Origin of the sequence: Pyrobaculum ferrireducens (genome assembly GCF_000234805.1) — an archaeon.
Classification (GTDB): Archaea; Thermoproteota; Thermoprotei; order Thermoproteales; family Thermoproteaceae; genus Pyrobaculum; species Pyrobaculum ferrireducens.
Genome location: NC_016645.1, coordinates 1,321,348 through 1,346,754, shown reverse-complemented (window position 1 = coordinate 1,346,754; position 25,407 = coordinate 1,321,348). Strand labels below are relative to the sequence as shown.

At 56.8% G+C, this 25,407-nt stretch carries 36 protein-coding genes and 1 tRNA gene; 12 read left to right on the top strand and 25 right to left on the bottom strand.

Features of this window, described 5'->3' with window-relative positions:
- Nucleotides 1-146: 146 nt before the first annotated feature.
- Entirely contained in the window at nt 147-440 is a 294-nt protein-coding gene (locus P186_RS07490; RefSeq protein ID WP_014288842.1) for a hypothetical protein, read from the bottom strand.
- Complete coding sequence (locus P186_RS07485; protein ID WP_148682843.1) at nt 431-781, bottom strand: hypothetical protein; 351 nt, start codon at nt 779-781, stop codon at nt 431-433. The genes P186_RS07490 and P186_RS07485 overlap by 10 nt, the downstream gene beginning before the upstream one ends.
- A gap of 438 nt (nt 782-1,219) precedes the next feature.
- On the opposite strand from P186_RS07485, the gene P186_RS07480 reads away from it, so the two are divergent.
- Nucleotides 1,220-2,503 carry an MFS transporter gene (locus P186_RS07480; protein ID WP_014288840.1) on the top strand — a complete coding sequence of 428 codons (1,284 nt, stop codon included), beginning with the start codon at nt 1,220-1,222 and terminating at the stop codon, nt 2,501-2,503.
- Here the strand turns inward: P186_RS07480 and P186_RS07475 are convergent.
- From P186_RS07475 to P186_RS07465, 3 genes are all read right to left on the bottom strand, one after another.
- A complete protein-coding gene (locus P186_RS07475) occupies nt 2,492-3,025 on the bottom strand; it encodes an NADH-quinone oxidoreductase subunit C (RefSeq protein ID WP_014288839.1) in 534 nt (177 codons plus the stop codon). The genes P186_RS07480 and P186_RS07475 overlap by 12 nt on opposite strands.
- A gap of 1 nt (nt 3,026) precedes the next feature.
- On the bottom strand, nt 3,027-3,608 hold the full coding sequence (locus P186_RS07470) for an NADH-quinone oxidoreductase subunit B (protein ID WP_014288838.1): 582 nt from the start codon (nt 3,606-3,608) through the stop codon (nt 3,027-3,029).
- Between the two features lie 96 nt (nt 3,609-3,704).
- The gene (locus P186_RS07465) at nt 3,705-4,658 is read right to left on the bottom strand and encodes an aldo/keto reductase (protein ID WP_014288837.1); all 954 of its coding nucleotides are present in this window, start codon (nt 4,656-4,658) and stop codon (nt 3,705-3,707) included.
- 135 nt (nt 4,659-4,793) lie between these two features.
- Here P186_RS07465 and P186_RS07460 point away from each other — a divergent pair.
- Nucleotides 4,794-4,884, top strand: a tRNA-Gly gene (locus tag P186_RS07460).
- A 3-nt stretch (nt 4,885-4,887) separates the two neighbouring features.
- Here the strand turns inward: P186_RS07460 and P186_RS07455 are convergent.
- From P186_RS07455 to P186_RS07445, 3 genes are all read right to left on the bottom strand, one after another.
- Complete coding sequence (locus P186_RS07455; RefSeq protein WP_014288836.1) at nt 4,888-5,952, bottom strand: alcohol dehydrogenase catalytic domain-containing protein; 1,065 nt, start codon at nt 5,950-5,952, stop codon at nt 4,888-4,890.
- The gene (locus P186_RS07450) at nt 5,949-6,365 is read right to left on the bottom strand and encodes an SCP2 sterol-binding domain-containing protein (protein WP_014288835.1); all 417 of its coding nucleotides are present in this window, start codon (nt 6,363-6,365) and stop codon (nt 5,949-5,951) included. The genes P186_RS07455 and P186_RS07450 overlap by 4 nt, the downstream gene beginning before the upstream one ends.
- Nucleotides 6,366-6,496: 131 nt before the next feature.
- A complete protein-coding gene (locus P186_RS07445; protein WP_014288834.1) occupies nt 6,497-7,258 on the bottom strand; it encodes a hypothetical protein in 762 nt (253 codons plus the stop codon).
- Between the two features lie 56 nt (nt 7,259-7,314).
- Between P186_RS07445 and P186_RS07440 the strand changes: the two genes are divergently transcribed.
- Nucleotides 7,315-7,839, top strand: a complete 525-nt coding sequence (locus P186_RS07440; RefSeq protein WP_014288833.1) for a THUMP domain-containing protein — start codon at nt 7,315-7,317, stop codon at nt 7,837-7,839.
- Nucleotides 7,832-8,416, top strand: coding sequence for an alpha/beta fold hydrolase (locus P186_RS07435; protein WP_014288832.1), 585 nt, complete (start codon nt 7,832-7,834; stop codon nt 8,414-8,416). Before P186_RS07440 ends, P186_RS07435 begins: the two co-directional genes overlap by 8 nt.
- Here the strand turns inward: P186_RS07435 and P186_RS07430 are convergent.
- Nucleotides 8,390-9,295, bottom strand: a complete 906-nt coding sequence (locus P186_RS07430) for a dihydropteroate synthase (RefSeq protein ID WP_014288831.1) — start codon at nt 9,293-9,295, stop codon at nt 8,390-8,392. The two genes, P186_RS07435 and P186_RS07430, sit on opposite strands and share 27 nt — an antisense overlap.
- A gap of 80 nt (nt 9,296-9,375) precedes the next feature.
- On the opposite strand from P186_RS07430, the gene P186_RS07425 reads away from it, so the two are divergent.
- Nucleotides 9,376-9,678 (top strand): hypothetical protein, encoded by a 303-nt coding sequence (locus P186_RS07425; RefSeq protein ID WP_148682842.1) that lies wholly within the window; start codon nt 9,376-9,378, stop codon nt 9,676-9,678.
- A gap of 23 nt (nt 9,679-9,701) precedes the next feature.
- Complete coding sequence (locus tag P186_RS07420) at nt 9,702-10,955, top strand: MiaB/RimO family radical SAM methylthiotransferase (protein WP_014288829.1); 1,254 nt, start codon at nt 9,702-9,704, stop codon at nt 10,953-10,955.
- Here P186_RS07420 and metG (P186_RS07415) read toward each other — a convergent pair.
- Genes metG (P186_RS07415) through P186_RS07390 form a run of 6 tightly spaced genes read right to left on the bottom strand, consistent with a single transcriptional unit; the run spans nt 10,945 to nt 17,202 of the window.
- Entirely contained in the window at nt 10,945-12,657 is a 1,713-nt protein-coding gene (gene metG / locus P186_RS07415; RefSeq protein WP_148682841.1) for a methionine--tRNA ligase, read from the bottom strand. The genes P186_RS07420 and metG (P186_RS07415) overlap by 11 nt on opposite strands.
- A gap of 22 nt (nt 12,658-12,679) precedes the next feature.
- A complete protein-coding gene (locus tag P186_RS07410) occupies nt 12,680-13,300 on the bottom strand; it encodes a VTT domain-containing protein (protein ID WP_014288827.1) in 621 nt (206 codons plus the stop codon).
- A gap of 12 nt (nt 13,301-13,312) precedes the next feature.
- Nucleotides 13,313-14,029 carry a polyprenyl diphosphate synthase gene (uppS, locus tag P186_RS07405; RefSeq protein ID WP_014288826.1) on the bottom strand — a complete coding sequence of 239 codons (717 nt, stop codon included), beginning with the start codon at nt 14,027-14,029 and terminating at the stop codon, nt 13,313-13,315.
- Nucleotides 14,007-14,333: a methionine--tRNA ligase subunit beta gene (metG, locus tag P186_RS07400; RefSeq protein WP_148682840.1), complete on the bottom strand. Its 327-nt coding sequence runs from the start codon at nt 14,331-14,333 to the stop codon at nt 14,007-14,009. The genes uppS and metG (P186_RS07400) overlap by 23 nt, the downstream gene beginning before the upstream one ends.
- Before the next feature lie 23 nt (nt 14,334-14,356).
- A complete protein-coding gene (locus tag P186_RS07395) occupies nt 14,357-14,752 on the bottom strand; it encodes a hypothetical protein (protein WP_148683183.1) in 396 nt (131 codons plus the stop codon).
- Between the two features lie 5 nt (nt 14,753-14,757).
- Nucleotides 14,758-17,202: a hypothetical protein gene (locus P186_RS07390; RefSeq protein WP_014288823.1), complete on the bottom strand. Its 2,445-nt coding sequence runs from the start codon at nt 17,200-17,202 to the stop codon at nt 14,758-14,760.
- Here P186_RS07390 and P186_RS07385 point away from each other — a divergent pair.
- Nucleotides 17,177-17,923 carry an HAD family hydrolase gene (locus P186_RS07385; protein ID WP_014288822.1) on the top strand — a complete coding sequence of 249 codons (747 nt, stop codon included), beginning with the start codon at nt 17,177-17,179 and terminating at the stop codon, nt 17,921-17,923. The two genes, P186_RS07390 and P186_RS07385, sit on opposite strands and share 26 nt — an antisense overlap.
- Here P186_RS07385 and P186_RS07380 read toward each other — a convergent pair.
- From P186_RS07380 to P186_RS07370, 3 genes are read right to left on the bottom strand one after another with little or no spacing between them, the layout of a single operon-like run.
- Nucleotides 17,910-18,674: a cobyric acid synthase CobQ gene (locus P186_RS07380; RefSeq protein WP_014288821.1), complete on the bottom strand. Its 765-nt coding sequence runs from the start codon at nt 18,672-18,674 to the stop codon at nt 17,910-17,912. The genes P186_RS07385 and P186_RS07380 overlap by 14 nt on opposite strands.
- Nucleotides 18,671-18,880 (bottom strand): hypothetical protein, encoded by a 210-nt coding sequence (locus P186_RS07375; RefSeq protein WP_014288820.1) that lies wholly within the window; start codon nt 18,878-18,880, stop codon nt 18,671-18,673. Before P186_RS07375 ends, P186_RS07380 begins: the two co-directional genes overlap by 4 nt.
- A gap of 39 nt (nt 18,881-18,919) precedes the next feature.
- A complete protein-coding gene (locus P186_RS07370; protein WP_014288819.1) occupies nt 18,920-19,234 on the bottom strand; it encodes a hypothetical protein in 315 nt (104 codons plus the stop codon).
- Nucleotides 19,235-19,281: 47 nt separating this feature from the next.
- On the opposite strand from P186_RS07370, the gene P186_RS07365 reads away from it, so the two are divergent.
- The gene (locus P186_RS07365) at nt 19,282-20,418 is read left to right on the top strand and encodes a hypothetical protein (protein ID WP_148682838.1); all 1,137 of its coding nucleotides are present in this window, start codon (nt 19,282-19,284) and stop codon (nt 20,416-20,418) included.
- On the opposite strand, the gene P186_RS07360 is transcribed toward P186_RS07365, so the two are convergent.
- Nucleotides 20,381-20,575 carry a hypothetical protein gene (locus tag P186_RS07360; RefSeq protein WP_148682837.1) on the bottom strand — a complete coding sequence of 65 codons (195 nt, stop codon included), beginning with the start codon at nt 20,573-20,575 and terminating at the stop codon, nt 20,381-20,383. The genes P186_RS07365 and P186_RS07360 overlap by 38 nt on opposite strands.
- A gap of 142 nt (nt 20,576-20,717) precedes the next feature.
- Between P186_RS07360 and P186_RS07355 the strand changes: the two genes are divergently transcribed.
- From P186_RS07355 to cobB, 4 genes are read left to right on the top strand one after another with little or no spacing between them, the layout of a single operon-like run.
- Nucleotides 20,718-21,524 (top strand): ABC transporter substrate-binding protein, encoded by an 807-nt coding sequence (locus tag P186_RS07355; protein WP_014288817.1) that lies wholly within the window; start codon nt 20,718-20,720, stop codon nt 21,522-21,524.
- Nucleotides 21,509-21,916 carry a DUF192 domain-containing protein gene (locus P186_RS07350; protein WP_014288816.1) on the top strand — a complete coding sequence of 136 codons (408 nt, stop codon included), beginning with the start codon at nt 21,509-21,511 and terminating at the stop codon, nt 21,914-21,916. Before P186_RS07355 ends, P186_RS07350 begins: the two co-directional genes overlap by 16 nt.
- Before the next feature lie 51 nt (nt 21,917-21,967).
- The gene (locus P186_RS07345; RefSeq protein ID WP_014288815.1) at nt 21,968-22,606 is read left to right on the top strand and encodes a hypothetical protein; all 639 of its coding nucleotides are present in this window, start codon (nt 21,968-21,970) and stop codon (nt 22,604-22,606) included.
- Entirely contained in the window at nt 22,534-23,298 is a 765-nt protein-coding gene (cobB, locus tag P186_RS07340) for an NAD-dependent protein deacetylase (RefSeq protein ID WP_148682836.1), read from the top strand. The genes P186_RS07345 and cobB overlap by 73 nt, the downstream gene beginning before the upstream one ends.
- Here the strand turns inward: cobB and P186_RS07335 are convergent.
- From P186_RS07335 to P186_RS07315, 6 genes are read right to left on the bottom strand one after another with little or no spacing between them, the layout of a single operon-like run.
- Nucleotides 23,279-23,803, bottom strand: coding sequence for a DUF309 domain-containing protein (locus P186_RS07335; RefSeq protein WP_014288813.1), 525 nt, complete (start codon nt 23,801-23,803; stop codon nt 23,279-23,281). The genes cobB and P186_RS07335 overlap by 20 nt on opposite strands.
- Nucleotides 23,800-24,219, bottom strand: a complete 420-nt coding sequence (locus P186_RS07330) for a CBS domain-containing protein (RefSeq protein WP_148682835.1) — start codon at nt 24,217-24,219, stop codon at nt 23,800-23,802. Before P186_RS07330 ends, P186_RS07335 begins: the two co-directional genes overlap by 4 nt.
- Nucleotides 24,220-24,241: 22 nt before the next feature.
- The gene (locus P186_RS07325; protein ID WP_014288811.1) at nt 24,242-24,571 is read right to left on the bottom strand and encodes a hypothetical protein; all 330 of its coding nucleotides are present in this window, start codon (nt 24,569-24,571) and stop codon (nt 24,242-24,244) included.
- Complete coding sequence (locus P186_RS07320) at nt 24,568-24,993, bottom strand: hypothetical protein (RefSeq protein WP_014288810.1); 426 nt, start codon at nt 24,991-24,993, stop codon at nt 24,568-24,570. The genes P186_RS07325 and P186_RS07320 overlap by 4 nt, the downstream gene beginning before the upstream one ends.
- Complete coding sequence (locus P186_RS14060; RefSeq protein WP_014288809.1) at nt 24,990-25,133, bottom strand: hypothetical protein; 144 nt, start codon at nt 25,131-25,133, stop codon at nt 24,990-24,992. The genes P186_RS07320 and P186_RS14060 overlap by 4 nt, the downstream gene beginning before the upstream one ends.
- Complete coding sequence (locus P186_RS07315) at nt 25,130-25,339, bottom strand: hypothetical protein (protein WP_014288808.1); 210 nt, start codon at nt 25,337-25,339, stop codon at nt 25,130-25,132. Before P186_RS07315 ends, P186_RS14060 begins: the two co-directional genes overlap by 4 nt.
- Nucleotides 25,340-25,407 lie beyond the last annotated feature (68 nt).

Here is a 25,407-nt window from a genome sequence, read left to right as displayed (position 1 = left end):
GGTTTGTGTAATATGCTATTAACAGCACTGCTGATCCAAGTAGTATCTACCCACAGCGAGCCGAATGACGTCGTGTAGCTATGGCAATTCTGTAGAGGTTAATCCCCCCCCACATTGCAAGTGTGTCTCTCGTCTTTACGGCCTTTTTAAGCGAGTGGCCTAGCCGTGGCGAAGTACGGCGCCACGGCCACCAACGCGGTTGCCATGTCGCCGAGTTTCAGCCACATGGCGACGCCGCTGGCGATTAGCGAGGTTATCGGCGCGGCGTACAGCCGGGACGTGTGGCTGGGAGCGCTGACGTAAAGCGCCCCCAGGTACGCCGCGGCCATGTTTAACCCGGCGATTAGATGTATTGAGAACCCCGCTAACAAGATCTGCACAACCGCGCCAGCGGCCACCACGGCAACATAGGCGGCTAGGAGGCGGGGGCCTAACCCCACAGCCCCCTCACCACCCACAGAGTTTGGTACGCCGACATAAACCCCGTAAGGAACAACATAGGAGTTGACATAAGGAGGAACTCCAACTCGCTGGGAGGGTGCACCCAGCTTCCGTGTTCAAGAAAGTATTCAAAACTAGACTTATAAAGGGCGGGAGATGTGATAACCGCGTGCAGAGGCGGGGTGGCTGGGAGTCTTAGGGCTACGGCCGCAACATTGTACACCCCAGCCGTGGCAAAGAGGTAGAAAACCAATAGGGGAAGGTACGGCTTGTCATGTAGAAATATGCCGAATGTAGAAAGCAAGGCGTAGGAAATAGCCAGGCCTACCCAATCCTTCATCACGCTGAGATGCAGAGAGTTGCTATAAGTTTTTCTGCTAGTTCTCTACACCTCCTAAGTCGGCAATCCCTCTTCTCATTCCGCCTCTGATAAGGCCTTTCGAACGCAAGTGGACTCGCCGAGTAGGCAACTACCCATGCCGAAAAGGCACGGCACTCATACGGAGGGCATAGAACAACCTGCTGGAGCACTTTCGACAGAGAAACCCTCTATATAGCCATGCCGAGGTCTGTCCATTCGGCGGCATAACCGTAAAGGTTGGCCGCCTACCGCCGGCACCATACACAGCGCCTCCCTTCCACGCAACGGTAAGGGGGGCATCGGCGATCCCTCGGTTTTACTTTGCGGATTTCATCGCCTCTGCGGTGCCACTGCGACACCAGAGGCGGCGTATGGGGTTACGGGGGCTCGTTTATAATCACCTAAATGTTTTCGCATATGGATAGGGCATTGGCCTCTATTCTAGCCAGTTCTTTTGTGACTCCGTTTATCGCCAGCGCGCTGGGGGTGGCCCTGCCGGCGCTGGCCTCGAGTTTCGGGGTGCCTTCTACGGCGACTGTTTCTCTCCTCGTCGCGCTGACCTTGGCCGTCGCGGTGTTTGTACTGCCTTTTGGGCGCCTGGCGGACGTGGCTGGCTACGGCAGGATGTTTAGAGCCGGGCTCGCCGTGGCTGGGGCGGGGCTGGCGTCGGCGGCCCTCTCGCCGAGTCTTGAGGCGCTGTACGGATCTCTCCTCGTGGCGGGGGTGGGCCTCGCCGCGGTCTTCGGTAGCAACAACGCCCTCCTGTTCCACATAGTGCCGCCCGAGAGGAGGGCGACGGCGGTGGGCCTTAACTCGGCTTCTGTATACCTAGGCCTGCTGGCGGGGCCCGCGGTGGGGGGCCTCCTGGCGCAGTTCAGCTGGAGGCTTATCTTCGCCCCAGCGGCGGCCCTGATCTTGCTGTCCTACGCGCTTGTGGGCCGTGTGGCGGCGGCTGGCCGCGCCGCTGGGGGCTTCGACGTGGCTGGCTCCGTCGTGCTGGGGGGCTCCATAGCGCTTGTAGTGCTAGGCGTCGACGCTGGTCTGTGGACTGCGGCGGCCCTGGGCGCGGCGGGGCTGGCGGCGGCCTTTCTGCTGGAGTCGCGCCGAGAGGCCCCGGTTTTGGAGGTGGGGCTGTTCCGGAGTGTGGTATTCTCGGCGTCTGTGGCGGCGGCTTTTCTCAACTACCTCTCCACCGCGGCGCTGTCGCCGTCCCTAAGCCTCCTCTTCCAGGAGGTGTACAAAATGGCGCCTAGAGACGCCGGATTTATGCTGTCGCTACAGGCACTGGCCATGGCCCTCCTCGCCCCGGTGGCCGGCAGAGTCAGCGACCGCGTGTCGCCGAGCGCAGTGGCGGCCCTGGGGGCCGGTGTTCTGGCCGCGGCTCTCTACCTCCTCTCCGCCGAGCCCTCGCCCGCAACGGCGCCGTGGCTGTTGCTGGCTCTGGGGGCCGGCTTCGCCTTCTTCATAGTGCCCAACACCACGATCATCCTCTCCTCCGTGCCTCCCTCGAGGCGCGGCATGGCCTCGGCGCTGGTCGCCGAGGCGAGGGTGCTGGGCCAGTCTCTCAGCAACGCGGTGGCCAGCTACGTGTTGAGAAGCGCGCCGGGCGTCGCGGCGGGGGTCTCCGCCCTCACCGCCCTCCTGGCCTATATCTCGGTGGCTACGGTGTTTCTATCGCTTGTCCGGCACCTATCCCATTAAGCCCCAGTCGGGCACTTTGAAGTCTTTGCGCAACGGGTAGAGGGGCTTGCCCGTCTTCTCGTCTATACAGCAGTCGGGGTCTAGGAGGAAGCGCTTGCCCATGTGTGGGTTGCCTTCGAACCATATGCCGAACATCTCGTGGCACTCCCTCTCCTCGTAGTCCGCGGAGGGGTAGATGTCGGCTATGGAGGCGATCCTCGGGCTGTCGCGTGGGATCTCCGCCCTCACGTGTAGAAGCTGGTTCTTCAACTCGGGCGATAGGTAGGAGGCGAATACATAAACCAGCAGGAACTTCTTCTCCGCTATGTAGTCCACCGCGCTCAGCGAGAGGACGTGGTCAAACCCCATGTTCTTCACCGCCTGGGCCACCTCCCTAATCTTGTCCGGCGGCACCACTACGCAGAGGTGCCCCTCCGGCGTCACACCGCGAGACAGCAGGCTGGGCCCCAGCGCCTCCTTTACCCTTGGGAGCAACGCGTGGTCGCCCGGGGGCGGACACTTAGGCGGCGCCCGCGCCGACATACTACGCCGCGGCCTGGGCTTGCTGTTGTTGCTGTTGCTGCGGCTGGGGGGCCGGCTTGGCTGGGGGCTTCGGCGGCGGCGGGAGATAGGGCGCCAGATCCACCTTGACGGGCTCGACGTAGGGGCCGGGCTTCCCCTTGATCTTGTTGTGGAGCATTATGAAGGCCCTGATGACGGCCTCCGGCGTCGGGGGACAGCCAGAGATGTAGACATCTACGGGCACGACGGTGTCCACCTGCACGACGTGGTAGGAGTTCCAGAAGAGGCCGCCGCGCACGGCGCAGGCGCCCATGGCCAGCACGTACTTAGGCTCGGGCATCTGCTCATACACCTGCCTCAGCACCCTTGCCATCTTCCTGGTTATTGTCCCCTCTACGATAATTACGTTGGACTGGCGCATTGTGTGGAAGGGCAGAACCCCCCACCTCTCTGCGTCGAAGCCGGGGGCCGAGGTGTGCGCCACCTCCACGCCGCAGCAGGAGGTGACCAGGTGCACCGGCCAGAGGCTCCACCTCACCCCCCACTTAAACACCTTCTCCAGCCTAGCCTTCTTCATTAGAAACTCCCTCAAGGCCTGTGACATATATACGGGATAGTTATGCCTTTAAATACGTTGTCTTGTCTACACGGTGACTGGAAGGTTCGGCGCGGATCTGTGACGAATAGCCCTACACGAGGACTACCAGGTGACGTACACTATCTTCTGCGACGCCTCCCACCCCAGCCTGTCCAGGGCCCTCCAGTCGTCGTCCGACAGCGACCAGCCCACGGCGCCGGCGTTTTCCACAACCTGCTCCGGAGTCTTGGCGCCGGGGATCGGGTACACCCAGGGGTCCCTAATCAGCCAGTTCAGCGCCACCTGGGCCGGGCTCTTCCCATACGCCTTCGCCACGCGTCTGACCTCCTCCACCACAGGCCAGACGACGCGGAGGTTCTGCGGCGTGAAGAGCGGGTCGTTGCGCCTCACGTCCTCAAACGCGGGGACGCTGTCCGGCGTGTACTTCCCAGTGAGCACCCCCTTGGCCAGGGGGCTCCAGGCTATCAACACGATGCCCTCCCTCCTGAGGTAGGGAAGGAGCTCCTTGTCGGCCTCGCGCTCCACTAGGTTGTACCGGTTCTGAGAAGTCACCACGTCGGTGCGGGAGAGGCAGGTCCTGGCGTACTCCAGAAGTGGCAGGGGGAAGTTGCTGACTCCTATGTAGCGGACGAGGCCCCTGTCCACCAGCTCCTCCAGAGTCTTCATAGTTTCACAAATCGGCGTGTTGTGCCAACACGCCGGCCAGTGTATCTGGTAGAGATCTATGGCATCCACCCCCAGCCGCCTCCTCTGGTTCTCCACCGCCGTCAGTATATCGACACGCCTCAGCCAGTCGCCGTGTATCTTCGTAGCTATGTACACCTCCCCCCGCGCCCCCAGCTCCCTCAAGGCCCTGCCCAGAAACTCCTCACTACGCCCCCTGCCGTAAACCGCGGCCGTGTCGAAGAAGTTAACCCCCACCTCAAGCGCCTTAGCCACCACCGCCTTCGCCTGTTCGTAGGAAAAGGCCCCCCAGGCGTCGCCAGAGAACTGCCAAGCCCCTAGACCAATCCTGGAAACCCTCATATCCGTCCTCCCAAGCCTTACCCTATCCATAGCAAGCCGTCAGATACCCATTTTTAAAATTAATAACCCCCGACGGCCACACGGCCGCCACATAGTCGAGAAACGTTAACAGAGTGGCTGGGGAATATAGCAAAATGTATAAAAATAGTGACTTCTAGGGGGGTGGCGGCGGTAGTCTAGCCTGGTTTAGGATGGCGGCCTTCCACGCCTGTGCGAGGAAAGCCGTTGATCCCGGGTTCGAATCCCGGCCGCCGCATGGTCATGGTGTTGTGTTCCAGATAACCAACGCCCTGGTGTGCCTCCCTTGGCGGAGGCCTTCGTAGGCTGTGTTTATCTCTTCTGGTTTGTATATGTGTGAGATTAATCGTTGTGGGTTTATTTTCCCGGCGGCGGCTAGGGAGAGGAGTTCTGGTATGTCTACCCTCGGTCTGTAGCCTAGGCTCCCCACTATCTTTATGCCGTTCATTACTAGGTGGCTGGCTGGTATTTCAACTGTGGATGTGCCTAGGCCTGTTACGATAATTGTCCCTCCTCTCCTTACAGACTCTAGAGCTATTTTGAGGTCTGGGTTGGGTTTAGTTTCGTAAACCACGTCGGCTCCTTGGGGCAACGCGTCTCTTATCGCACTTATGGGGTCGCCGTCTGTCGTATCTATTACATGCGTGGCTCCAAATTCCTTGGCTTTTTCAAGAGCTGTTTTTCTCATGTCGACTGCCACTATTGGACGGGCGCCTAGGGCGTTGGCGAGTTCTACAGCGGCGAGTCCCACCCCGCCGACTCCAACTATTACCAGACCCGTGCCGGGGCCTACGCCGGCCTCTTTTAAAGCCCTATACGCTGTGCCGTAGGCGCATGATATCACAGCCGCCGAGTGAATATCCAAGCCCTTGGGGATTGGATATACCGCCGTCTCGGGCACTGCCATGTACTCGGCGTGTCCCCCGTTTAGCCCCACCAGCCCGGGCATCCTCGCCGCGGCGTATGGGCAGTAATTCTCCTGTCCCCGTACGCACCAGTAGCACTTGCCGCATGGAATTATCCACGACACCACGACGGGATCGCCGGGCGAGAGGCCGTGTGGGTTTTCACACCTCGGGCCAAATTCGACTAGCCAGCCGGAGATTTCGTGGCCGAGTATAAACCCCTCGGGCGGTGGAATTATTTCCCCGTCTAGTATGTGGAGATCTGAGTGGCAGATTCCCGTGGCCGCGACTTTTACCAAGACCTCCCCCTCCCCCGGCGTGGGGCTTGATATTTCTGAAATTTCCAGTGGGTGCCCCGGCCCCTTGTAGAGCGCCGCTCTTATCTTAAGTGGTATCTTCATTGGACGCCTACTTTCTGCGCGGCTTTGATCATTGCCAGAGATGCCGTGACGTACTGGGCCAGGACGGAGAAGCTACCTTTCTTCACCTTAATTTTGCCTAACACCATGGCTGGTATGGGCTGGAGCCTCCCAGCTATTACGTCAAGCCACGTCTTGTAATCCGCCTCAAGTATGTACGGGGCGTCTGCCCGCGACATTGCGTCGCCTTGGTAGAACTCGGACCCGTGGCACTGTCCGTGTTTTAGTAGAAATTTCATCGCAACTCTATCCCCCACGCCTAGTTCATGTGGGAGGTTTGACGCGAGAAACATTATGTCACCTTCCCACCTCGCCGCGGCGCTCTTATACTCTGCGGATTCATTTAGAGCTTTACAGAAAGCCTCTGCCCATTCCCTGCTCGGGAATTTTGGCATGTATTTTAGTGGGGGTCTAGTATTTTAAGTCACCGCCTAGAAGGGTTCTATTTCACGTCTAATTTTGCTACTTGTTATACCGCCTTTTTTACTACGTGGCAATAAGAGGGTGTTTTGGTCGTTGTGGTGGTTTATGTATTTCTCCTCTCTAGGAGCATGTCTAGCGACTTTTTTTCTAGGGCGCCGAGGGCCTCGTTTAAGGCGCGGCAACCCGCAGCGTCGCTGTTTTTACATTTCTCGTACTTCGCCAGGGCTTTCTGGGCTAGTTGCTCGTTTATTCCTTCTTTCCTCCTGGCCAGGGCTTTGAGGACTGCGAGTGTCTGGGCTACGCACTCGGTGTCTGGCCCCTGGCTCCTCTCCACAGTGCCGTCTCTTTTGTATGTGACTAGGTGGACGGTGCACGTCTCGTTGTCGTAGGACATCTCCATCCTCTCCGCCGCCGAGCCGAGCCCCGGCTTGGAGCCGCCTGCTAGGGCCTCCTCGACTCTTGTGACGAATCTCAGTATCTTCAGCCCCAGCCTTAGGGACTTCTTGTCTAGCCTCGCCAGTAGCTTGTATGCGATTTTCTTTAGGTCGATAATTTCCTCAAAGCTTAGCTGTGTGGGATCTTTATCTAGTATCTCGTCTATCCTGTCTAGATCCTCGATGGTTAGCGGGCCTGTGGAGGCTATGTTTTTCAAAGCGGCGGCCTCTGCGGGGGTCACCAGGCCCTTTGAGGCGAGTAGGGAGGTTAGGAAATCGACGAGTACGTAGTCTCTCTCCCTCTTTCTAATAACCTCGGCGTATAGGGGGATGAGGTAGAGCTCCAGGGATTTGATGAGTCTATAGGTGATGAGGCCCAGGGCTACGACGGAGGCCGATAGGATGGCGATCATTACGGTGGTTAAATCCACGGAGGGTTAGTACGCGGTATATAAAAACTTTATTAAAGAGGGGTATACGCCCCTTCGTGAGTTGGAACTTGGTTGTGGCGACTGGGTGGAGGCTTGAGAGGCTTTGTATGGAGGAGCTTTATAGAATTGGGGACGTGGTGGGGAGGAGGGTCGAGGAGGTCTGGTTCACGGGCTTCGACGGGTTGCTGACGGCGAGGGTGGAGGGGGACCCGCTGGAGTTTGTAAAGTTGCTGAACGATATGGTTAACAGCAACTACTACATCCCGAGGTACGTCTTGAGGGCGACGCCGATTATGGTGGTGGTGAAGACTGACCTGAACGAGGTGCAGAGGGCGGCGGGGGAGCTGGCGGAGCGCTACATAGCGCCCCAGGAGAGTTTTAAAATTGAGCTGAAGAAGAGAGGCGTTAAGTTCGACAGGATGGCGGTTATTGAATACGTGGCTAAGGCGGTGAACAGGCGGGTGGACTTGACGCGGCCGGATAAGATACTCTGGATCGAGATGTTTCCCAGCAGGACGGGCCTCTCGGTAATTAGAGAGGAGGAGAACTTCTCGCTCATGAGGGCTAGGGCTCATGAGTGAAAAGTACGTCGCGGTGGAGGGTAGGCGGGTCCGCTACCTGGTGGGCGGCTCGGGGAGGCCGGTGGTCCTCCTCCACGGCTGGTCTTTCAACGCAGACACCTGGGTGGAGAGCGGCGTGTTTAACTCGCTGGCGGGCCACTTCGCCGTGTACGCCATCGACATGCCGTACGGGATTAGGACGAAGAGCGAGAGGTTCCAGGCGCCGCGTCGTGAATACGCCGTTTTTCTCCGAAGGGTGCTAGACGCCTTGGATCTGGCAGATCCTCCTCTGGTGGGGCCTAGCGCCTCTGGCGAGGTGGTGCTGTGGTACGTGGCGAAGAGGTTGCCCACCAGGGCGGCTGTGGTGGTGGGGCCCGTGGGGCTGGCGGGGGAGTTGCTTGAGGAGCTTAGGGGCGCCGGCGTGCCCATCCTCGCCGTCTGGGGGGAGGGGGATGAGGTGTCTCCACCGTCTAGAGCCTCTCTGCTGAGGGACGTGGCTAAGGTTGTGATTTTGAGAGACGCGGGGCACGCCGCCTATCTAGACAAGCCGGGGGAGTTCGTAGAGGTTGTCTTAGACTTCCTTAGGGGGGTTTATTGACCTGAGCGCCTCGGCCACCTTCACGGCTTGTCTAGTCTCCAGCGGGTTGTGGGTCCTGATTACATGCGCGCCGTTGAGCGCGGCCACCGTCTCGGCGGCGAGGGATGCTGGGAGCACCTCTTCAGCCCTCTCGACGCCGGCTATCTTCCTTAGGAAGGATTTCCTGGAGACGCCCACCAGTATGGGTCTGCCCAGCTCCCTAAGCGCGGAGAGGTTGGCGATGAGGTGAAGATCCCACTTCCACCACGGCCACTGGGGATCGCCGTGTCTGTACTCGCCCCTCACCACATAGGGCTCGTCTCTGGGGGGCAACAGGGGGAAGCCAATCCCGGGGTCTACCACTATCTTCTCCCTTTCCACGCCGCATTTTTCAAAACGCTCCACAGACTCCCTCAGGGCTTCTACCACCCTCTTGACTGGTTCAAGTCCGGCCCGTGGGTGTGTCTCCCTGGCAACGAGGACGACGGATGCGCCGTAGCCCGCCACGACTCTGCACATCTCGGGGTAGAGCTTGCCTCCCGTCACGTCGTTGACGGCGGCGGCCCCGGTCTTGAGGGCGTACTCGGCCACCTTGGGGCGGTATGTGTCTATGCTGATTGGTATCTTGACGGCGGCGACGAGGTCGGGCAACACAGATCTGAGCCGCTCCAGCTCCTTCTCTGGGGGTATCCACGTCTCTAGGTAGGGGGCGGTGGACATGGCTCCCACGTCTAGGATGTCGGAGTGTTTCTCCAGCTCGGCGGCCCTCGACACCGGATCCGCGTGGGCTACGGAGCCTTTGTAGAAGGACTCGGGTGAGAGGTTGAGCACGGCCATTATGCGGAGGGGCTCGCCGTCGCCGACAGTCAGCCCTCCCAGCACCGCCTTGACTCTACCCATGTCTTTGAGATGTGCGCTGGTTATAAGGGTGTTGTGTCTATGTGGACGTTAATTTTTAATTTTTTGTGTATGTATAATTTATGCAAAGAGTTATACGCGGCCGGAGTTATGTGTTCGAGGGCGAATTGGCTGGGGACGTTGTCACACTATTGGAGAAGTGGGGTACTGTAAAGAGGAGCGGCGAGGTTGTCATCTTTTCGATTGACAGCGGCGAGATTAAGATTAGAAAGGTGTCTGAGAGCCCTAGTACTGTGGTTAGGCGTATATATGTAAGCCCCTCATGTGGCTGTCTTCTAGAGCTGGACGAGACGCGTAACTTCGAGGAGGGGAGAGTCTCCTATTCTCTTTATAAGCTGAGGCTTTGTCAGGAGCACCAGGCTTAAATTCTGGACTCGGCACCATTCCCGTGACCAGGGCTTATGTAGAGACGTATGGATGCTGGCTGGCTAAGGCAGATGCGGAGATTATTAGACAGCGCCTCGGCTTGACGCCGGTGGACAGCCTACGGGAGGCCGATGTTGTGCTTATCTACACCTGCGCGGTCAGGGAGGACGGCGAGGTGAGGCAACTTGCGAGGATAAGGGAGCTGGCGGCGTCTGGGGGGAGGCTGATTGTCGCTGGGTGTTTGGCTAGGCTGAGGCCGTATACGATAAAGTCCGCGGCGCCGCACGCCGAGTTGATCTACCCCGGGGAGGTGGAGGGGGGCAGGGGCCGCGAGATGAAGATTCTGCCGAGGTACAGCGGGGGGGTGATATACACAGTGCCGCTTCAGGTGGGTTGTCTGGGCAACTGCGCCTTCTGCGCCACGAAGTTCACTAGGGGCGGCGCCGGCTACGTCAAGAGCGCCGATCCCGACGACGTGGTGAGGCACGTGAAGGAGGCGGTGGGGCGGGGGGCTAGGGAGATCTTCCTCACGGGGCAGGACGTCATTACCTACGGCTTTGACATGAGGTGGAAGCCGGGCTGGACCCTCCCGGACATCCTAGAGCGTATTCTAAAGGAGGTGGAGGGGGAGTACCGGATCCGCATTGGGATGTCGGAGCCGTGGGTATTTGAAAAATTTGCCGACCGCCTCCTAGATGTTGTGAAGAGCGACGGGAGGGTTTACCGCTATTTCCACCTACCTGTCCAGTCGGGTAGCGACCGGGTTCTCAAGGCAATGGGCCGGAGGTACACCGCGGATGAATACCGAGAGCTTGTGAGGAAGATAAGGCGTGTCCTCGGGGAGACTACGTTCATAGCAACGGACATTATCGTGGGGTTCCCCGGGGAGGGGGAGGAGGATTTCTGGGCTACTGTGAAGCTGGTGGAGGAGCTCCAGTTTGACAAGGTGCACGTGGCGAGGTTCAGCCCCAGGCCCTTCACGGAGGCGGCTGTGATACCTAGACAGGTGCCGGATGCCGACAAGAAGAGGCGTAGCAAGATACTGTCGGAGCTGTCGCTGAGGGTGGCACATCTCAGAAACGGCTTGAGGGTGGGGAGCGGCGACGTGGTCCTTATTGACGAGGTTGATCACGGCCTCGTGGTGGGGAGGGCCGGCGACTACAGGCAGGTGGTGGTTAAGAGGGGCAACTCCGCCGACGGCCTCATGGGCCGGTTTGTAAAGGTGCGTATTGCCGGCGCGGGTCCTATATATTTGTACGGCGAGGTTATAGAATAACCTGCTCCCAGGGGTACCTCCTGGAGTACTTCTGGTTCCTCAACTCCTCTAGCTTGGCGAGCAGTGCCTTCACATCGCCTTCCGTGATTTTTCTGAACAGCGGCTTTACGTCGCCTAGCGGAGTCCCCGGCGTGGGGGGTCTGTAGGCCTCATCCCACGTCATGGGGGTGGCTAAGCCCATCATTTTCCACATCTGCTCCGCGCTGTCCGGTATAACCGGGGCGAGGCCTAGGGCTAGGTACTTCAGCGACCAGTAGGCCCGGTGCATCACTGCGTTTGCCGCCTCTGGGTCCCTCTTGACGAGATCCCACGGCGCTCGGGAGTTTAGGTATTTGTTGCCCTCTCTGGCTATCTCCACCACTGTGTGGAGGGCGTTTTTGAGCTCAATGGCGTCGTAGTGGGCCTCCGCCTGTCTAAAGAGGCGGGTGGCCTTGTCGATGAACTCCTCGTCTTCATGCGCCGGCTTGCCGGGGGGCGGCACGGCGCCGCCCATCCTGCTTTTTATGAAGCTAAGCACCCTGTTTACGTAGTTCCCCACGTCGTCGTTGAGGACTTTGTTGATCACCTCTAGGGCGGTGGACCAGGAGTAGTTGGTATCTCTATTCTCCGGCCTTATGTAGACCAGCACGAAGCGCCAGTAATCCACTGGGAGTAGCTGGAGGGCTTCGTCTATCCATATACCCCACCTCCTACTCTTGGAGAACTTATCTCCCTCGTAGAGGAGGTACTCGGTGGATGCGGTGGTGGTGGGCATGACGTAGCTCTCCCCGCTAGCCATCAGGAGGGCGGGGAGTATAATTACGTGGAAGGGGACGTTGTCCTTCCCCACGAAGAAAACCACCTTGGTCTCTGGATCCAGCCAGAACTTTTTCCACCCCTCCTCACTCCCCGCGTTTTTGAAGTGCTCAATCACCGCAGATATATAGCCCAGCACAGCCTCGAACCAGACGTATATCGTCTTGCCCTCGGCGTCGGGGAAGGGGGCGGGTATGCCCCACTTGTTGTCTCTGGTAACTGCCCTCGGCCTTAGGCCCTCCTTCAACATGGCTAGGGACATCTCCTTGGCGTTGGGCGACAGGTGGGGGTTCTCCTCGACGTATTTCCTCACTCTGTCCTCCAGCTTCCGGAGGTCGAGGTACCAGTGTTTCGTGACTCTCCACTCCGGCTTCGACCCGCATATGGCGCACCTCGGCTCTACCAACTGCTTGGGGTCTAGCAGGCGGCCGCAGTTTTCGCACTGGTCGCCCCTCGCCCTCTCGTAGCCGCAGTATGGACACCTCCCAATTATAAACCTGTCGGGGAGGTATATCTTGTCCCGGGGGCAGTAAGGCACCTCGTCTTCCCTGGTGAAGATGTAGCCGTTTTGGTACACCTTCATGTAGAACTCCTGGACGTATTTGATGTGGTTTTCTGAGTGGGTGTGGGTGTAGAGGTCGAAGGATATGTTCCACCTCTTGAAGAGCTCCGCCACTATGGCGTGCATCTTCATGGCGTATTCCTGGGGATCCACCCCCAGCTGTATTGCCTCCACCTCCACGGGGGTGCCGTGGACGTCGCTCCCCGAGACGAACACCACCTCGTGTCCTCTGAGCCTTAGATATCTAGCGTAGACGTCGGCCGACAGCACGGAGCCTATCATGTTGCCTAGGTGGGGCACTGTCTGGACGTAGGGCCACGCCGACCCGATCACGTATCTAGCCACGTTGTGTAAAACGGCGGTGTTTTTAAGCTCTCCCAACCACGGATCTCAGAGCTGCCTTGACGGCGGACCAGACGCCGCCTTTTTCATACGCCTCTAACACAGCTGACCATTTAATTCTCAACACCAAGACCGTAAGCGCCGCCGTCAGCGCCACCAGGGCCAGAGTCGCCAGTATGCCGTTTCCGAACAACCCCTCAAGCATCCCAGTTAACAAGTTGGCCCAGAATACTAGCAACGTTGCGAGTACCATCTTGCCTGCAAACAGTGCCGTGAAGAAACGGCCCACGTGGTACCCCGCAGCGCCTAGCGGTATGTACAACACGTCGTCCGCCAGAGGCGACATGGCAAAGATAAAGACAGCCACGTCTATCCCCAGCTTCGAAATCTTCTCAAAAAGCCTCTTGGCGTATAAAAGCTCGTCCCGGGCCACCAGCTTCCCAATGCCGTAGCCGTATAGGAACACCACCAGCTTCCCCAGCGACGCGCCTAGCGCAGTCGCCACGGCCGCCAATACCTGGCTGGCGGAGTCGTTATGTCTTGAGACATAGTATATGGTGGCGGCGTAGCCCGGCAAAGGGGCGAAGGGAATTACGTGGGATATAAAGACTGCTAGAAATACACCCAGCGGACCTAGGGCGTCCACGCCCCGCGTTGCTCACCTCCCAAATCTCCTCTGTCTGCGGGAGTACTCCTCCACCACGTATGCCAGATCCTCCCTCTCCACCTCAGGCCAGAGTTTGTCGAGGAAGATGAGCTCTGAGTAGGCTGCTTGGTAGAGGAGGAAGTTGCTCAGCCTCTTCTCGCCGCCTGTCCTCAACACGACGTCGGGCTCAGGGTTCGGCAACTCCCTAGTGTCGAGGCAGTGGAAGAGCGCGTCTTCCGTTATCTCCGCCAGCTTCACCTCGCCGGTGAGTATCCTCTTGACGCAACGGACAATCTCGGCGCGTCCGCCGTAGCCCAGGGCGAAGGTGACGTGGTAGTTGGAGTAGTTCTTTGTGGCTGACTCCAGCTCCTCCATAAACTTCACCACCCTCCCCGGGAGGAGGGACTGGTCGCCTATGAAGCGGATTCTCACTCTGTTTTCATGGATTAGGGGGTCCTCCAACGTTTTTCTCAGCTCCTCTTCGAAGATGCGGAATAGCACCTCCAGCTCCAGCCTGCTTCTCTGCAGATTTTCTGTGGAGAGGGCGTAGAAGGTCACGCTCTTGATTTCTTTAAATTCCAGCGCCCATGTTAGGAAGCTCCTCACCTTCTCAACCCCCCGCTTATATGCGTGGTAGAAATCGAGGCCGACTTTCCTGGCGTATCGCCTATTGCCGTCTGGTATGACGGCTATGTGCGTCGGTATCTTAACAGACGCGCTCCCCAACATGTTCGTCACCTCCCTTCTCGATGGTGAGGAGGACGGGCTTGTCGCATGTGGCTAGCAACATGCCTTGGCTCTCCAGCCCCATCAACTTCTTAGGCTGGAGGTTAGCCACCACCACGACGTACCTCCCCACGAGCTCCTCGGGCTTGTAGTACTCAGCTAACCCGGCTACTATCTGCCTCTTCTCGGCGCCGAGGTCAACCACAAGCCTTATGAGCTTCTTCGACCCCTCGACCCTCGCGGCCTCAACTACTTTGCCTATACGTAGATCAATCCGCTTAAAGTCCTCTATGGAAACTAACGACATCTGCCCCCCCTCTCCACACATATTTAAAGGTTTAACTTAAACTCCTTGTAGAGAGCGCCTACCGTATATACCACAACCTCCTCTAGCCTCGGCTCCCCGGCCACTCTATATCTAAAGACAACGGCCACTCCCTGAATCAAGTGGACGTAGCCCACCCTTTCTATAAACCCCTCTCTTATCTCCTCCCTTACCGGCAACATGTTGGCGAAGTCTCCGCTGGAGGATGCCACATAGACGTCGACGCGCTCCATCAAGCCGTCTCTCGTGCTTCGGGACTCTATATATACGGGCCCCTCGGCGTGGATGTGGCGCACCTTTGCTATCTGCTTAACTCTTGACAAGACGTAGTTCACCGTCTGCTGTATCTGCTCTTTAGATGCCAGCGGTACTAGTATAATGGCTGGCGGCGCCGCGATCACGTAGCTCACAACCCCCTCTTAAATATTTTTTTCGTTGCTACAGCGACGCCCAGCCCCACCCCCATGGAGATGAGGTACGCAGAGAGTAGAAATAGGGGAATTCCGAAAACGCTACTCTCCACCGTGACCGTGACGACGTTGGATCTGTTGGGCATTAGGTAGCTGTTGCCTAGAAATTCGGCATATATCTGATAGACGCCTGTTTTTTGAAACCTTAGCGGTATCGTGGCGTTACCGTTTATGTTTACCTCCTCAACCTCAGTGGTGTTATACGTCTTGTTTATCTTGTATATCCTAACAAGCCCCTCGCCGGCGCCTACCGGGCTTGCGATAGCTATAGCTATGGGGTACCCCACGTCGATTAGCGCCGTCTTCCTGGGGCTCCTTAAAGTCACCTCCGAGGGGTTTCTAACCACTGTGTAGAGCCGAGACTCGCCGCACGGGTAGTAGCTGGCGTCGCCTGGGAAATACGCAGTTACGTTGTACAAGCCGGTGGTGTTGAAGACCAGCCACCTCCCGGCGCCGCTCCCGTTTACGTACACATTCACCGGGAGAGCCGTGTCGACTCTCACCTGGTATCTTCTGAGGACGTAGAGAGAGCTGTTGCCCGCGGCGTCGCCTACAATGTCGAAATGTACGGCGCACCTCGCCCTGTCTATGTATATGTAGGTGGAGCTCTCCGCATCTGAGTAATTGGGGTCGTAGCTGACGAACCTGGCCACCACCTGGAAAACCCCCCCTCGGGGCGGCGACCACAGACCTCTATACGATGACGCGTTTCCTGAGAAGAGCGTCGTCGTGTTTATTGACACAGTCAGCCTCCCCGGCACTTGCGGCTGTATAGATACCTCTATGGGTACAAACTCGCCGTATACACCCCTCTTCGTGGCGTTGAGCCTAATTTCGACGTAGGCGCTACCGACAAATATGTTAAATGTGTTGCTTACGCTTATTAGACCAGGTGCCTCTTTCAGCGTGGCTGTGGCTAGGTATGTTCCAGCTGGCAGGTTTTTGATAGATAGGACTCCGTAGCCGCTCACCACCGGGACAACGTAGCTGTATGTGTGTTGCCTACTTGCAAGCTCTACAGTAAGCGTCGCGTTGATTGGGCGGCCGAATAGCGTGACTTGAAATGGGATAGACAGCCCTTGCCCGTATGTTATTGAAAACGTCTTATTGACCTTAACCTCGGGTCTCGCTGGGATTATGTATATAGCGGTGGAGGCCGCGGCTTGTCTAAAGTTTCTATTAGCTGGTAAGAAGATTACAGTGAGGTTGTGAGTCCCCGGGGTTAGACTCAGCGTGTCGATTACTGCACCCTTTCTGGCGCCGTCAAGCAACACAACTAATTCGCCAGCCGGCTGTATAGTCGACTTGACATTTGCCGAGAGTATGAGCACCTTCCCATACTCCACTATGAGGGGGTTGCCGAAGGTCCCGTTTATTGAGACGTCGAGGTTCACCGGCGCGGGTACTATGCGGAAAGTAGACGACTCAGAGGCAGATGTGATATTCCTATCGCCAATGGCCTCTACATAGACTTGGTAGGTGCCCGCGTCGAGTAGGGGCAGTCTCAACGCCAGGGGGGACTGCGCCGTGGTCATCGAGCCATTTACAGCAATTCTGAGTTTTGACTTGTATTCTCTCTGGCCGACGTAGGTTCTAGCAGTGATGTCTATGGGCTCTCCGTAGGTGTAGACGGGTTGGTGTAAAAGGAGTACCCGGGGCGTGGCTCTGTAGATCGTGATGTTGTACCTAGCTACGCCGCCGCTGTACGCCAGCGCCATGGTGTAGTTGCCCCCGCCCAGGCTCCACGTGTCTATCTCCACGACGTTGCGCGCCGCTACGGAGAGGGGGCCGATGTTGAGCACGCCGTATCTGGGCGGCGGCGTGAAGACTATCCTCATAACCTCGCCGAAGGTATTTCCTGTAACCGTGACATTCGGAACGACAACGATATGCGCCTTTTGGTAGAAAACCCCGTTGCTCGCCAATACTTGATAGACACCTGAGTAGTTCGGCGTGTAGACTACGCTCAAGCTAGGTAACCTACTCCCGTTTATATACAGCGAGAGCGCGCTACAGCTACCCGTCAAGTCTTGGCTTACCTCTACGCCTACCGATATGCGGGACGTCTTGTTCGCCGCGTTTATGCTAAAGCGGCACATATCTACGATTGGGAGCTGATATGTTCTGTCATCAATGCGTAGGGTCACTGTGCCGTTCGTCTTAGTGGGCCTTAGGCCGACGGCGACTCCGTTTTTTATGGGCTTTATGTAGTCCACGTAGGCGCCCTCTACCGAAGTCACGTTGGAGGCGCCGCTTATCGTGATGTTTGTGTAGGTATACGCGTTTACGTAATTTGGTTCTATAGAGACGCCGTGTATGTTTTTAAAGGCGAGGAGTAATAACGCCGTGAGTAAGATGATTACTTTCGACGTCTGGGGCACGCTTCTACCTATTGAGCCGGCTATAAAAACTGTTGTAGAGGTCCTCCACAAGAGCCTCGGCGGGAGGGTGCCCTTCCAGACCGTCCACGCGCTTGTTAGCGAGGAGAGGAGAAAGATGAAGCTCGCGAGGAGGGAGAAGCACGAGGTTGTGCCGCCCATCTCCGTCATGCTCAACATCCAGAAGCAACTGCGTAGCAGGGGGATAAACGCCTCTTTTGACGTCTACCAGGTGCAGGACGCCGTGGATGAGGCCATCTCGCGCCTCGAGGTGACGCCTTATGAAGACGCCGTCGAGGCGATAAAGGTGGCCAGGGGGGAGGGCTACCGCGTCGGAGTTATCTCCAACGTCTTGATGTGGCGTTCGAGGGCCACTAGGAAGTTGTTAGAGGGGCTGGGCATCTCCAACCTGCTGGATCTGCAGATATACGCCGACGACATTGGCTACGTCAAGCCTGCAGTTCAGATATTTGAAGCCGCCAAGACGTTGCTCCTAGGCGACGTGGTGCCAGACGTCTACCTACACGTAGGCGACGACTTCTACGAGGACTTCCTCGGCGCGTTAACCGCCAGCTACGGAGCCGTCTTGGTGGATAGGAGGGGTGAGTACGCGAAAAAAGAGGTTATCGAATCCGTGCCGTGCCGCGCCTACATAGTGAGGAGCTTGAAGACTCTGCCCCTAGTCCTCCACGAGGTAGAGGCCTGCGCCTCTACCCCACCCTAGTGGAGAGGTACCTCGCGTACTCTACTATCGCCTTGACGGCGGGGGACTCCGCAGGCTTGAGCTTCAGCACCTCTACCTCAAGCGCTTGCCGCACCGCCTGCACCAGCTTGTCGTAGGGAACTACGTGTGGCGGCTCGCCGAAGGCGTTCTCCACCACCTTCTCCCAAGGCGCTGAGTGGAGGACGCTTATGGGGTAGCTGGGTATGTACATGTTTAAGACTGGCTTCAGCCTGGCGCCCCCCACCGCGTCTTGGTAGCGCCTAGTGGCCTCTATGGCTGTGACGTCCGGCGTGACGACAGGCACCACGTAATCCACCAATCCCGCCACTGGGCTGTCGGAGGCGAGGGGGGGCGTGTCTACTACAAGTAGCCTAGGCCTCAGTCTGTTCTCCACCACGCTAAACACGTATTCCAGCTGCCTTCTAGACAGCGGCGCATCCTGCGTCATGAATGTGAAGACTATCTGAAAAGCGCCTTTTTCAGTATTCCAGCGCCTAATGTAGAAAGCTCTAAGCGGCTCAGCCAGTCTCCCAGCTACGTAGTCAGAGAGAGACGGCCTCCCCCAAGAGGCGAGGACGTCGCCTAGGAGGATCAGGGCGGCCGTGCCAACGTTGGGCGTTAGGTCAACGTAGACCACGGGGTAGTGAGTGGCCTCTCTCCAGAGGTAGGAGAGCAGAACCGATGCGTTGAGGGCGAGTGTAGTCTTGCCGGTGCCCCCCTTGGTGCCGGAGAGGAAAATTATTTTTTTCATATCTCCGGGGCCGTCACGGGGCGTTTCTTAATCTCGTCTGGCGTAGGCTCTTTTGCCTCTACCCGCGTCTCGACTTTCTTCTCTTCTCTACGCCACACGAGAAGGACGACGCTCACGGCGTACAGCGCCGCGGCTATCCACGTGACCCCCAGTAGAGCTAGTATAAACGCCGCCAGGTTCACCAGCACTCCCACGATAAGCCTCACGAGGCGGTGTTGATAACGCTCTTAAATTTGTAACGTGGATTATCTAACCACCCTGCTGTAGCTTAACAACGCACTTTCGATAATATCGCACAAGCCCTCCACGTCACCAGCCTTCGCCCTCGCCCACAGAGGGGTGTCTCTCTTCAAGATATACTTCTTGCCAATCTTCTCTAGGTGGCCCGACGCCAGCAGAGCCTCGGCCATGCTGGACACCTTAAACACCACCGACCTGTTCGGCCTCATCTTCGCCTCAGCCCACCTAGCCACGTCGCCCACTACGAAGCTGACTACGTTGCCCCGGGCCCCCGCCACCACCTCCACAAGATACCTGGCCAAGATTTCACACATCTTCATTGATAGAAACCCGCGTATCGTATATATATACCTTTACCGGCACGGCCGTGCGCGTGTTGGCCATCGGCACCACCGGCGTCAACATGAAGCCCCTCTCGGCACAGCTGGAGAGGTGCCATAGGGAGATGGGGAGGGGGAGGCTGGGGTTGTATTTCGTGGAGGAGGAGCTGAAAAAGGAGGTGGACTGGGTTATCTTCCTCGACAGCGACGACTACTACTGGCAGGAAAGGGCGTGGAGAGAGGCCGCGACGAGGGCCATAGCGAAGGTGGAAGAGGACGGGGCCGAACACGCCGTCCTTTTCATGAATCTGCCCTACTTCCGGAAGAGCCGGTTTTTCCCAGCGGTGGACATCTCTGTTTTGAGAGCCTACAGGCCGGATGTGGTGGTTACGCTGATAGAGGAGGCGCACGTCATCTGGCGGAGGATACAGATACGGGAAGAGCGGGAGAAGACCGGCGCCTTCTTGAGGCTTAAGGACGTATTTGCGTGGCGCACGGCTTCTATACTGCTGGGGGACACCATAGCTAAGGCCCTCGGCGTCTCCAACATAGTAGTGGCGGTGAAACACCCCGCCCACGTTATATACAGAATCGCATTAGAGGGCGCGAGGCCGAGGTTTTACCTCTCTTTCCCCATCACATACGTGAGGGGCGATCCAGAGGCGAGGAGGGAGATCGATAGGTACCGATCGCTGATGCTTAGTAAATTCGTGGCCTTTGACCCGCTTACCATGGACGAGCGGGTTCTTAGACTGGCTAAGAAGAGGGGCCACGTGGCTGTGGTGGAGGCGGAGGAGCGTTGGCTTCTGCCTCCCGGCGTCAAGCCGGCGGTGGAGGACGAGCCTGAGCTCTACCCAATGGAGATACCGGTAGACCAAGTGGAGGAGGTTTTGCTAGACATCGACAACTTGATTAGGTTCAAGGACTTCCGCTACATTCTCCAGTCGGACGCGGTGGCGGTGTATAGGCCATTTATGAAGCAGATGTTTCACAGAGGCGTCTTCAGCGAAATTATGTACGCCACCAACACTGCCCACAAGAGGCTGTTCATATATATGCCCCCCGAGGATAGGCTGGCTGGCGTGGACTCCCCCTTCGGCGCAGGGGTCGGCGCGGTGGAGGAGGATTTTGAGAAGTTCCTCGCCGCTATTGAGAAGTTTGCTTCTCGTTTCTCAGCCGGTTGATAAATTCCTGGATCTTCTCGCGCCCTCTTATCTCAAGGTAGCCCACCCTCTCGTCAAATACATAGAGGGTGTCCTCGTCTGCGAAGGGAATGTGTATTACCTTGACCTCGGGGGTCTGGAGAGTTACGGAGTCCCGCGTTACTAAATACGCCTTCACGCAGATTTTTACTCTACATATCTATATTTGCTATGCGTAAAATTGGTGCCTATTACTGGGGTGGAAGTTTCAGTGTCGTCTAGCTTCTTCATCTCTCAAGCCGACCGAGCTTCAACATTTAAGTACCCTAGCCACTACCTTCATGGATTATAAAGTTGTCGGTGGAGTAGTGCTGGGGGTTATCATAGGCATCCTATTGGCAATGTCTATCCTTTCGAGCCAGCCCGCGGCGCAGAAGCCGCAGTGTCCAACTTCGGTAGATGTCATTAAGCAGAGGGGGAAGCTTGTCATGGGGACTTCCGCCGACTGGCCTCCATATGAGTATGTAGAGGGGAGCGCCGTAGTTGGAATAGATGTGGACATCGCGAGGCGCATCGCGCAGAGCCTTGGCGTGGGGCTTGAGGTGAGGGATATGAAGTTCTCCGCCTTGATCGAGGCCGTGAAGAGGGGGGATGTGGACGTTGTGCTCGCCGACATGGCCATAACGCCCGACCGCGAGAGGCAGGTGCTCTTCTCTATACCGTATCAGGTGGACACCTCGGTGGTCATAGCGAGGCGGGGCGCGCCGATACGCTCCGTCGAGGACTTGAGGGGCAAGGCGGTGGGGGTCCAGGTGGGCACTGTGCAGGAGGATTGGGCTGTCAAGACGCTTGGCAACTTCTCCAAAATTGTGAGGTACGACAAGGTGTATCCCTACATGGTGGAGGCCCTGCGGAAAGGTGACCTAGACGCAATAGTGGTAGGCGGCGTGGTGGGTAGGGCTGTTGTGAAGAGGTATCCCGAGTTTGAGATTGTTATGTCCACCGGCGTTAGGTACAGCGCGGTGGCGATGCCCCTCTGCGCACAAGACCTAAAGCTGGAGGTCGACAAGGTGATCTACGACATGTTGCAGTCCGGCGAAATGGAGCGTTTGATATCTAGCTGGGTCGAGAAATGGCTCTACTCATAACGTTGTATACCTTGCTGAGCTTCATCTCGCCTTTCGCCTCCTACACCTCGGTGACGATAGACGGGAGGCCCGCAGTCGTGTATGTAGCCGACAATGTGGTGAAGTGGAGTATCGGCTACATGAACGTATCGACATACGACCCCAGAGGGGTGGGGGCAGTGGGCATGGTCTTCCTCTTTCCTACCAACTCGACGTATTGCTTCTGGATGAAGAACACCAAAATCCCTCTAAAAATCGTGTGGGTGAGGGGCACCTCCCCCACCACGTGGTCATACGGGAGGCCGCTGGACGCCACCCCCGTCTGCGGATTTGGCGACAAGGTCCTGGAGCTCAGGCCGGACTTCCCCACGCCTATGCGGGTGGAGATCGGCGAGCAACGACGTCTTCACTAATCAGTGGGGTTCATCTTCGTCACACTTTAAAAATAGCCCCTTTTTAAAAACGTGTGGTACATAACTGCGGCGCTTGTGCTCTACGCGGCTTCCATAGCCGCGGGCATCGCAGGTCAGGCGCTCCTCTCAGCGGTTTTTGGCATAGGTTCCACCGTGGCGGTGGCCACGTATTTAACCAAGGCCCACTCTCTGTTGGTTAATCTGAGAGAAAAGCTGTGGGATAGGCTCGCCGCTGTGTGGCTTGGTGGTGAGTACGCCGCCGCTATTTGGCTCTACGTGCTGTCGGGAGTAGGGGCTCAAATACTCTCTGTACTGCTGGCGGGCCAGTTGGAATCTCTGGCGTCTATTCTCCCAAAAGGCCCCGTGCCCAACGCCGCAGTTGATCAAGAGACTTTTGGCAGACTGCTGGGCGTGGCGGCGCTCGGCCTCGGTTTACTTGGGCTAGCCCTTGTCTGGCTCGCCTCGTGGGCGTACCTAATCGAGCTATTTACCAGAGATCTCTACCTAATTAGAGCGGTGGCCGGCGTCGGCACTTTCAGACCATATAGCGCAACTTTTTACATAATTCTAAGCATCGTCACCCTAGGATTTTTATACTTCTACTGGCTATACTCGGTATGGAGGTGGATTTCACAACTGACGAACTTGACGAAGTCGCCTCCGCCATCGCAAGGTCTAGTTGCAACGTAGCGCTTACAGGCGCTGGGGTTTCCACGGCCAGCGGAATACCCGACTTCAGAGGCCCACAAGGCATATGGCGGGTGGTTGACCCAGAGAAGTTCGATATTGATTACTTCTACAAAAACCCTGACGAGGTGTGGAATTTGTTTGTAAATCTCTTCCTCCCCGCCTTCAACGTGAAGCCGAACCCGGCGCACTACGCCCTTGCCGAGCTTGAAAAAATGGGGAAGCTGTGCGCGGTGATTACGCAGAACGTAGACATGCTTCACCAAGCCGCCGGTAGTAGAAACGTGGTGGAGCTACACGGGGCTTTGAGAGAAGCGGTGTGCACCCAGTGCAGGGCGAGGTACCCCCTCTCCGAGGCCGTAAAACGCCGCGTCTCGGGGGCGCCCAGATGCCCGAAATGCGGCGGAGTTTTGAAGCCCGATGTTGTTTTCTTTGGAGAGCCCCTACCCCGGGACGCTGTTAGGGAGGCCTTTATGCTGGCGGAGATGGCGGATGTCTTCATGGCTGTGGGGACGTCCCTCGCTGTTTACCCGGCCAATCAGTTGCCAGTGGTGGCTAAGAAGCGGGGCGCCAAACTCGTAATTATCAACGCAGATGAGACCTTTTACGATTTCTACGCCGACTACATAGTGAGGGGCCGCGTCGAGGAGGTATTACCAAGACTAGTGGACAGGCTCAAGAGCATGTTATTTTAAACAGGCTCCTATTTAACAAAGCCGCCTCTGCCTTTCTCTTCACTTCCTGCGCTTTTATACACTCAACATCCTCTTGTATTAGGCCTAGGGCCTCTTGTAGAAGTTTTTCAAATTTGTCTAGAGAACCCTCCTGTAGCTTTACATACGCCGCTGCAAGCATGATTAAGCCTTGGAGAGTGGGGTTTCTAGTCTCCCTCCAGATGTCCTCCAGCGCATTGTGCGCCTCCCAAAACCTCTCGGCGTTGAATAACTCAACAAACCGCCTCACGCCGCCCTCGACTCTCTCGAAAGTGATGTCTACGACGTCCAGCAACCTGCCGCCAAGTATTTTCTCCACCTTGTTTATTACAGCATCTACGTCCTCCTCGGTCTTCACATCTACCTCTAAATGTCTCGTGGCGATCCGCACCGTGATTACCGGAGCGACGGCCCTCACTTTTTTGATTAGTTCCTCTCTATGCGCAGGTGTGTATCCCGGGTTTTCAACTATGAGTAGCTTCCTCATTTAAGAATCGACAGCAACGTAGCTGTGAAATCCACAATATCTCTAAATGAAACCATCCCCACCAGCTTACCTGAGTGGTCAACCACTGGGAGGTGTCTGATGTTTAGCTCTCTCATTTTTTCCATGGCCTCTACTACCAGGGCGTCTTCTTTTATCACTATTGGGTTCTCCGTCATTATCATCCACGCCGGCGTGTCGGGGGACAGCGCCCTGGCCAGGACGTATACTATGTCTCTCTCGGTGACTATTCCAATGGGTTTACCCTCGTCGTCGACAATGACGACGCTACCGATCTTGTTTTCGTACATCTTAATTGCTATGTCTCTAACCTTGTCATTTTCCTTGGCGGTAACCACATTTTTTACCATTATATCAGAGACTCGTAGAGGCAACTCCCTCCTTTTTATCAGTGGCATATATTTGCTATTGTGCAGATATTTATATTTTGATTACAGTTTTCTTAATGGTGAGGTCTAAGTCGACTATTACTTTGACATCTCCATAGATTTCTTTGAGTTTCCTCACAGTGGCCAGCATCCTGTCGATTTTCCTCAGGAAGTCTAGGTTGTCTTGAAGGGGGCCACCTGCGTAGAACTCCACGCCCTCGGCAGGCTTGAGATCTATGCCGAAGGCGAAGGCCAGTTCCTGGAATTTAAGCCACCTCTCCTCCACGGCCTCCAGCGCCGGGCGGTTGACTCTGTACTTCTCGGCGTACTCTCTAAGGGCCGATAGGATGTTCTCCAGCTCGGAGAGCGATAGGTAGATCATCGTGCCAGGTAGTAGGCGATTTCCACGTTATCTACGCAGAACCTCACCATACCCGGCGCGAGATCGCGGCAGTTGAAGGAGTTGAGCCTGACCTCCTCCCTCGGCAGGGGCGTTATTGGTTTTGGCGGCGGCAGAGGCGGCATCACCTCGGGCAACTGGGCGGTGGTGATATAGCTCTCGGAGGGGCCTATGACAAGGGAATACTCCTTTAGCCCCAGATCGCCGGCCATCTTGCCCGCCTCCACTAGCACCTCCAAGACGGAGGACAAGGCCTCGTATAAATACCCCAGCGTTCCCAACCCAATTACGTAGTTACCCACCTCTCTACTAGCCAGCAGAATCGGCGTGGCCTCGATTTGAGGGAGAAGGTTTCTGACATGCCAAATTACCTTGTCTAGGTTTTTAGAGTTGACTACAATCATAACGTTATCCTAATTCTATCGCCTAGCTTTTCTAGATACACAACGTCGTCTGGCCCAAGAACTTTTAGAAGGACCTCTTTAATGGCAGGTGGTACTTGCAGTTCGGCTACTCTCACCTTGTAGAGCCTTCTCTCGCTCATGGCACCACTATCAAATTCCTCCCCTTGAAAACCACATACATGTCAGGTGGGAAGTTTTTCAGTAGGTTTATGGGCACACCTGTTGGGCGTGGGGGCCAGTAGAAGTTCACCTTTGTGCCTTTTATAGCCACGGGCTTTGCTTTGTATCTCTGTAGAAGGGACTCGACGTCTTCGATTATTTGTAGTTGCGAGGTGTACAAAATCATTGCCACTACACCACGTCTCTTTTATATATTTTCCTTTGGGGGGTAAACTATATATACGCTTGCATCAG

Excerpts from the sequence above, each read along its gene's own strand:
- P186_RS07485 (WP_148682843.1), bottom strand. The coding sequence starts at position 781 with ATGAAGGATTGGGTAGGCCTGGCTATTTCCTACGCCTTGCTTTCTACA.
- P186_RS07480 (WP_014288840.1), top strand. The coding sequence starts at position 1,220 with ATGGATAGGGCATTGGCCTCTATTCTAGCCAGTTCTTTTGTGACTCCG.
- P186_RS07475 (WP_014288839.1), bottom strand. The coding sequence starts at position 3,025 with ATGTCGGCGCGGGCGCCGCCTAAGTGTCCGCCCCCGGGCGACCACGCG.
- P186_RS07470 (WP_014288838.1), bottom strand. The coding sequence starts at position 3,608 with ATGTCACAGGCCTTGAGGGAGTTTCTAATGAAGAAGGCTAGGCTGGAG.
- P186_RS07465 (WP_014288837.1), bottom strand. The coding sequence starts at position 4,658 with ATGGATAGGGTAAGGCTTGGGAGGACGGATATGAGGGTTTCCAGGATT.
- P186_RS07455 (WP_014288836.1), bottom strand. The coding sequence starts at position 5,952 with ATGAAGATACCACTTAAGATAAGAGCGGCGCTCTACAAGGGGCCGGGG.
- P186_RS07450 (WP_014288835.1), bottom strand. The coding sequence starts at position 6,365 with ATGCCAAAATTCCCGAGCAGGGAATGGGCAGAGGCTTTCTGTAAAGCT.
- P186_RS07435 (WP_014288832.1), top strand. The coding sequence starts at position 7,832 with ATGAGTGAAAAGTACGTCGCGGTGGAGGGTAGGCGGGTCCGCTACCTG.
- P186_RS07430 (WP_014288831.1), bottom strand. The coding sequence starts at position 9,295 with ATGGGTAGAGTCAAGGCGGTGCTGGGAGGGCTGACTGTCGGCGACGGC.
- P186_RS07425 (WP_148682842.1), top strand. The coding sequence starts at position 9,376 with ATGCAAAGAGTTATACGCGGCCGGAGTTATGTGTTCGAGGGCGAATTG.
- uppS (WP_014288826.1), bottom strand. The coding sequence starts at position 14,029 with ATGTTGGGGAGCGCGTCTGTTAAGATACCGACGCACATAGCCGTCATA.
- metG (WP_148682840.1), bottom strand. The coding sequence starts at position 14,333 with ATGTCGTTAGTTTCCATAGAGGACTTTAAGCGGATTGATCTACGTATA.
- P186_RS07385 (WP_014288822.1), top strand. The coding sequence starts at position 17,177 with ATGATTACTTTCGACGTCTGGGGCACGCTTCTACCTATTGAGCCGGCT.
- P186_RS07380 (WP_014288821.1), bottom strand. The coding sequence starts at position 18,674 with ATGAAAAAAATAATTTTCCTCTCCGGCACCAAGGGGGGCACCGGCAAG.
- P186_RS07370 (WP_014288819.1), bottom strand. The coding sequence starts at position 19,234 with ATGAAGATGTGTGAAATCTTGGCCAGGTATCTTGTGGAGGTGGTGGCG.
- P186_RS07355 (WP_014288817.1), top strand. The coding sequence starts at position 20,718 with ATGGATTATAAAGTTGTCGGTGGAGTAGTGCTGGGGGTTATCATAGGC.
- P186_RS07350 (WP_014288816.1), top strand. The coding sequence starts at position 21,509 with ATGGCTCTACTCATAACGTTGTATACCTTGCTGAGCTTCATCTCGCCT.
- cobB (WP_148682836.1), top strand. The coding sequence starts at position 22,534 with ATGGAGGTGGATTTCACAACTGACGAACTTGACGAAGTCGCCTCCGCC.
- P186_RS07335 (WP_014288813.1), bottom strand. The coding sequence starts at position 23,803 with ATGAGGAAGCTACTCATAGTTGAAAACCCGGGATACACACCTGCGCAT.
- P186_RS07330 (WP_148682835.1), bottom strand. The coding sequence starts at position 24,219 with ATGCCACTGATAAAAAGGAGGGAGTTGCCTCTACGAGTCTCTGATATA.
- P186_RS07325 (WP_014288811.1), bottom strand. The coding sequence starts at position 24,571 with ATGATCTACCTATCGCTCTCCGAGCTGGAGAACATCCTATCGGCCCTT.
- P186_RS07320 (WP_014288810.1), bottom strand. The coding sequence starts at position 24,993 with ATGATTGTAGTCAACTCTAAAAACCTAGACAAGGTAATTTGGCATGTC.
- P186_RS14060 (WP_014288809.1), bottom strand. The coding sequence starts at position 25,133 with ATGAGCGAGAGAAGGCTCTACAAGGTGAGAGTAGCCGAACTGCAAGTA.
- P186_RS07315 (WP_014288808.1), bottom strand. The coding sequence starts at position 25,339 with ATGATTTTGTACACCTCGCAACTACAAATAATCGAAGACGTCGAGTCC.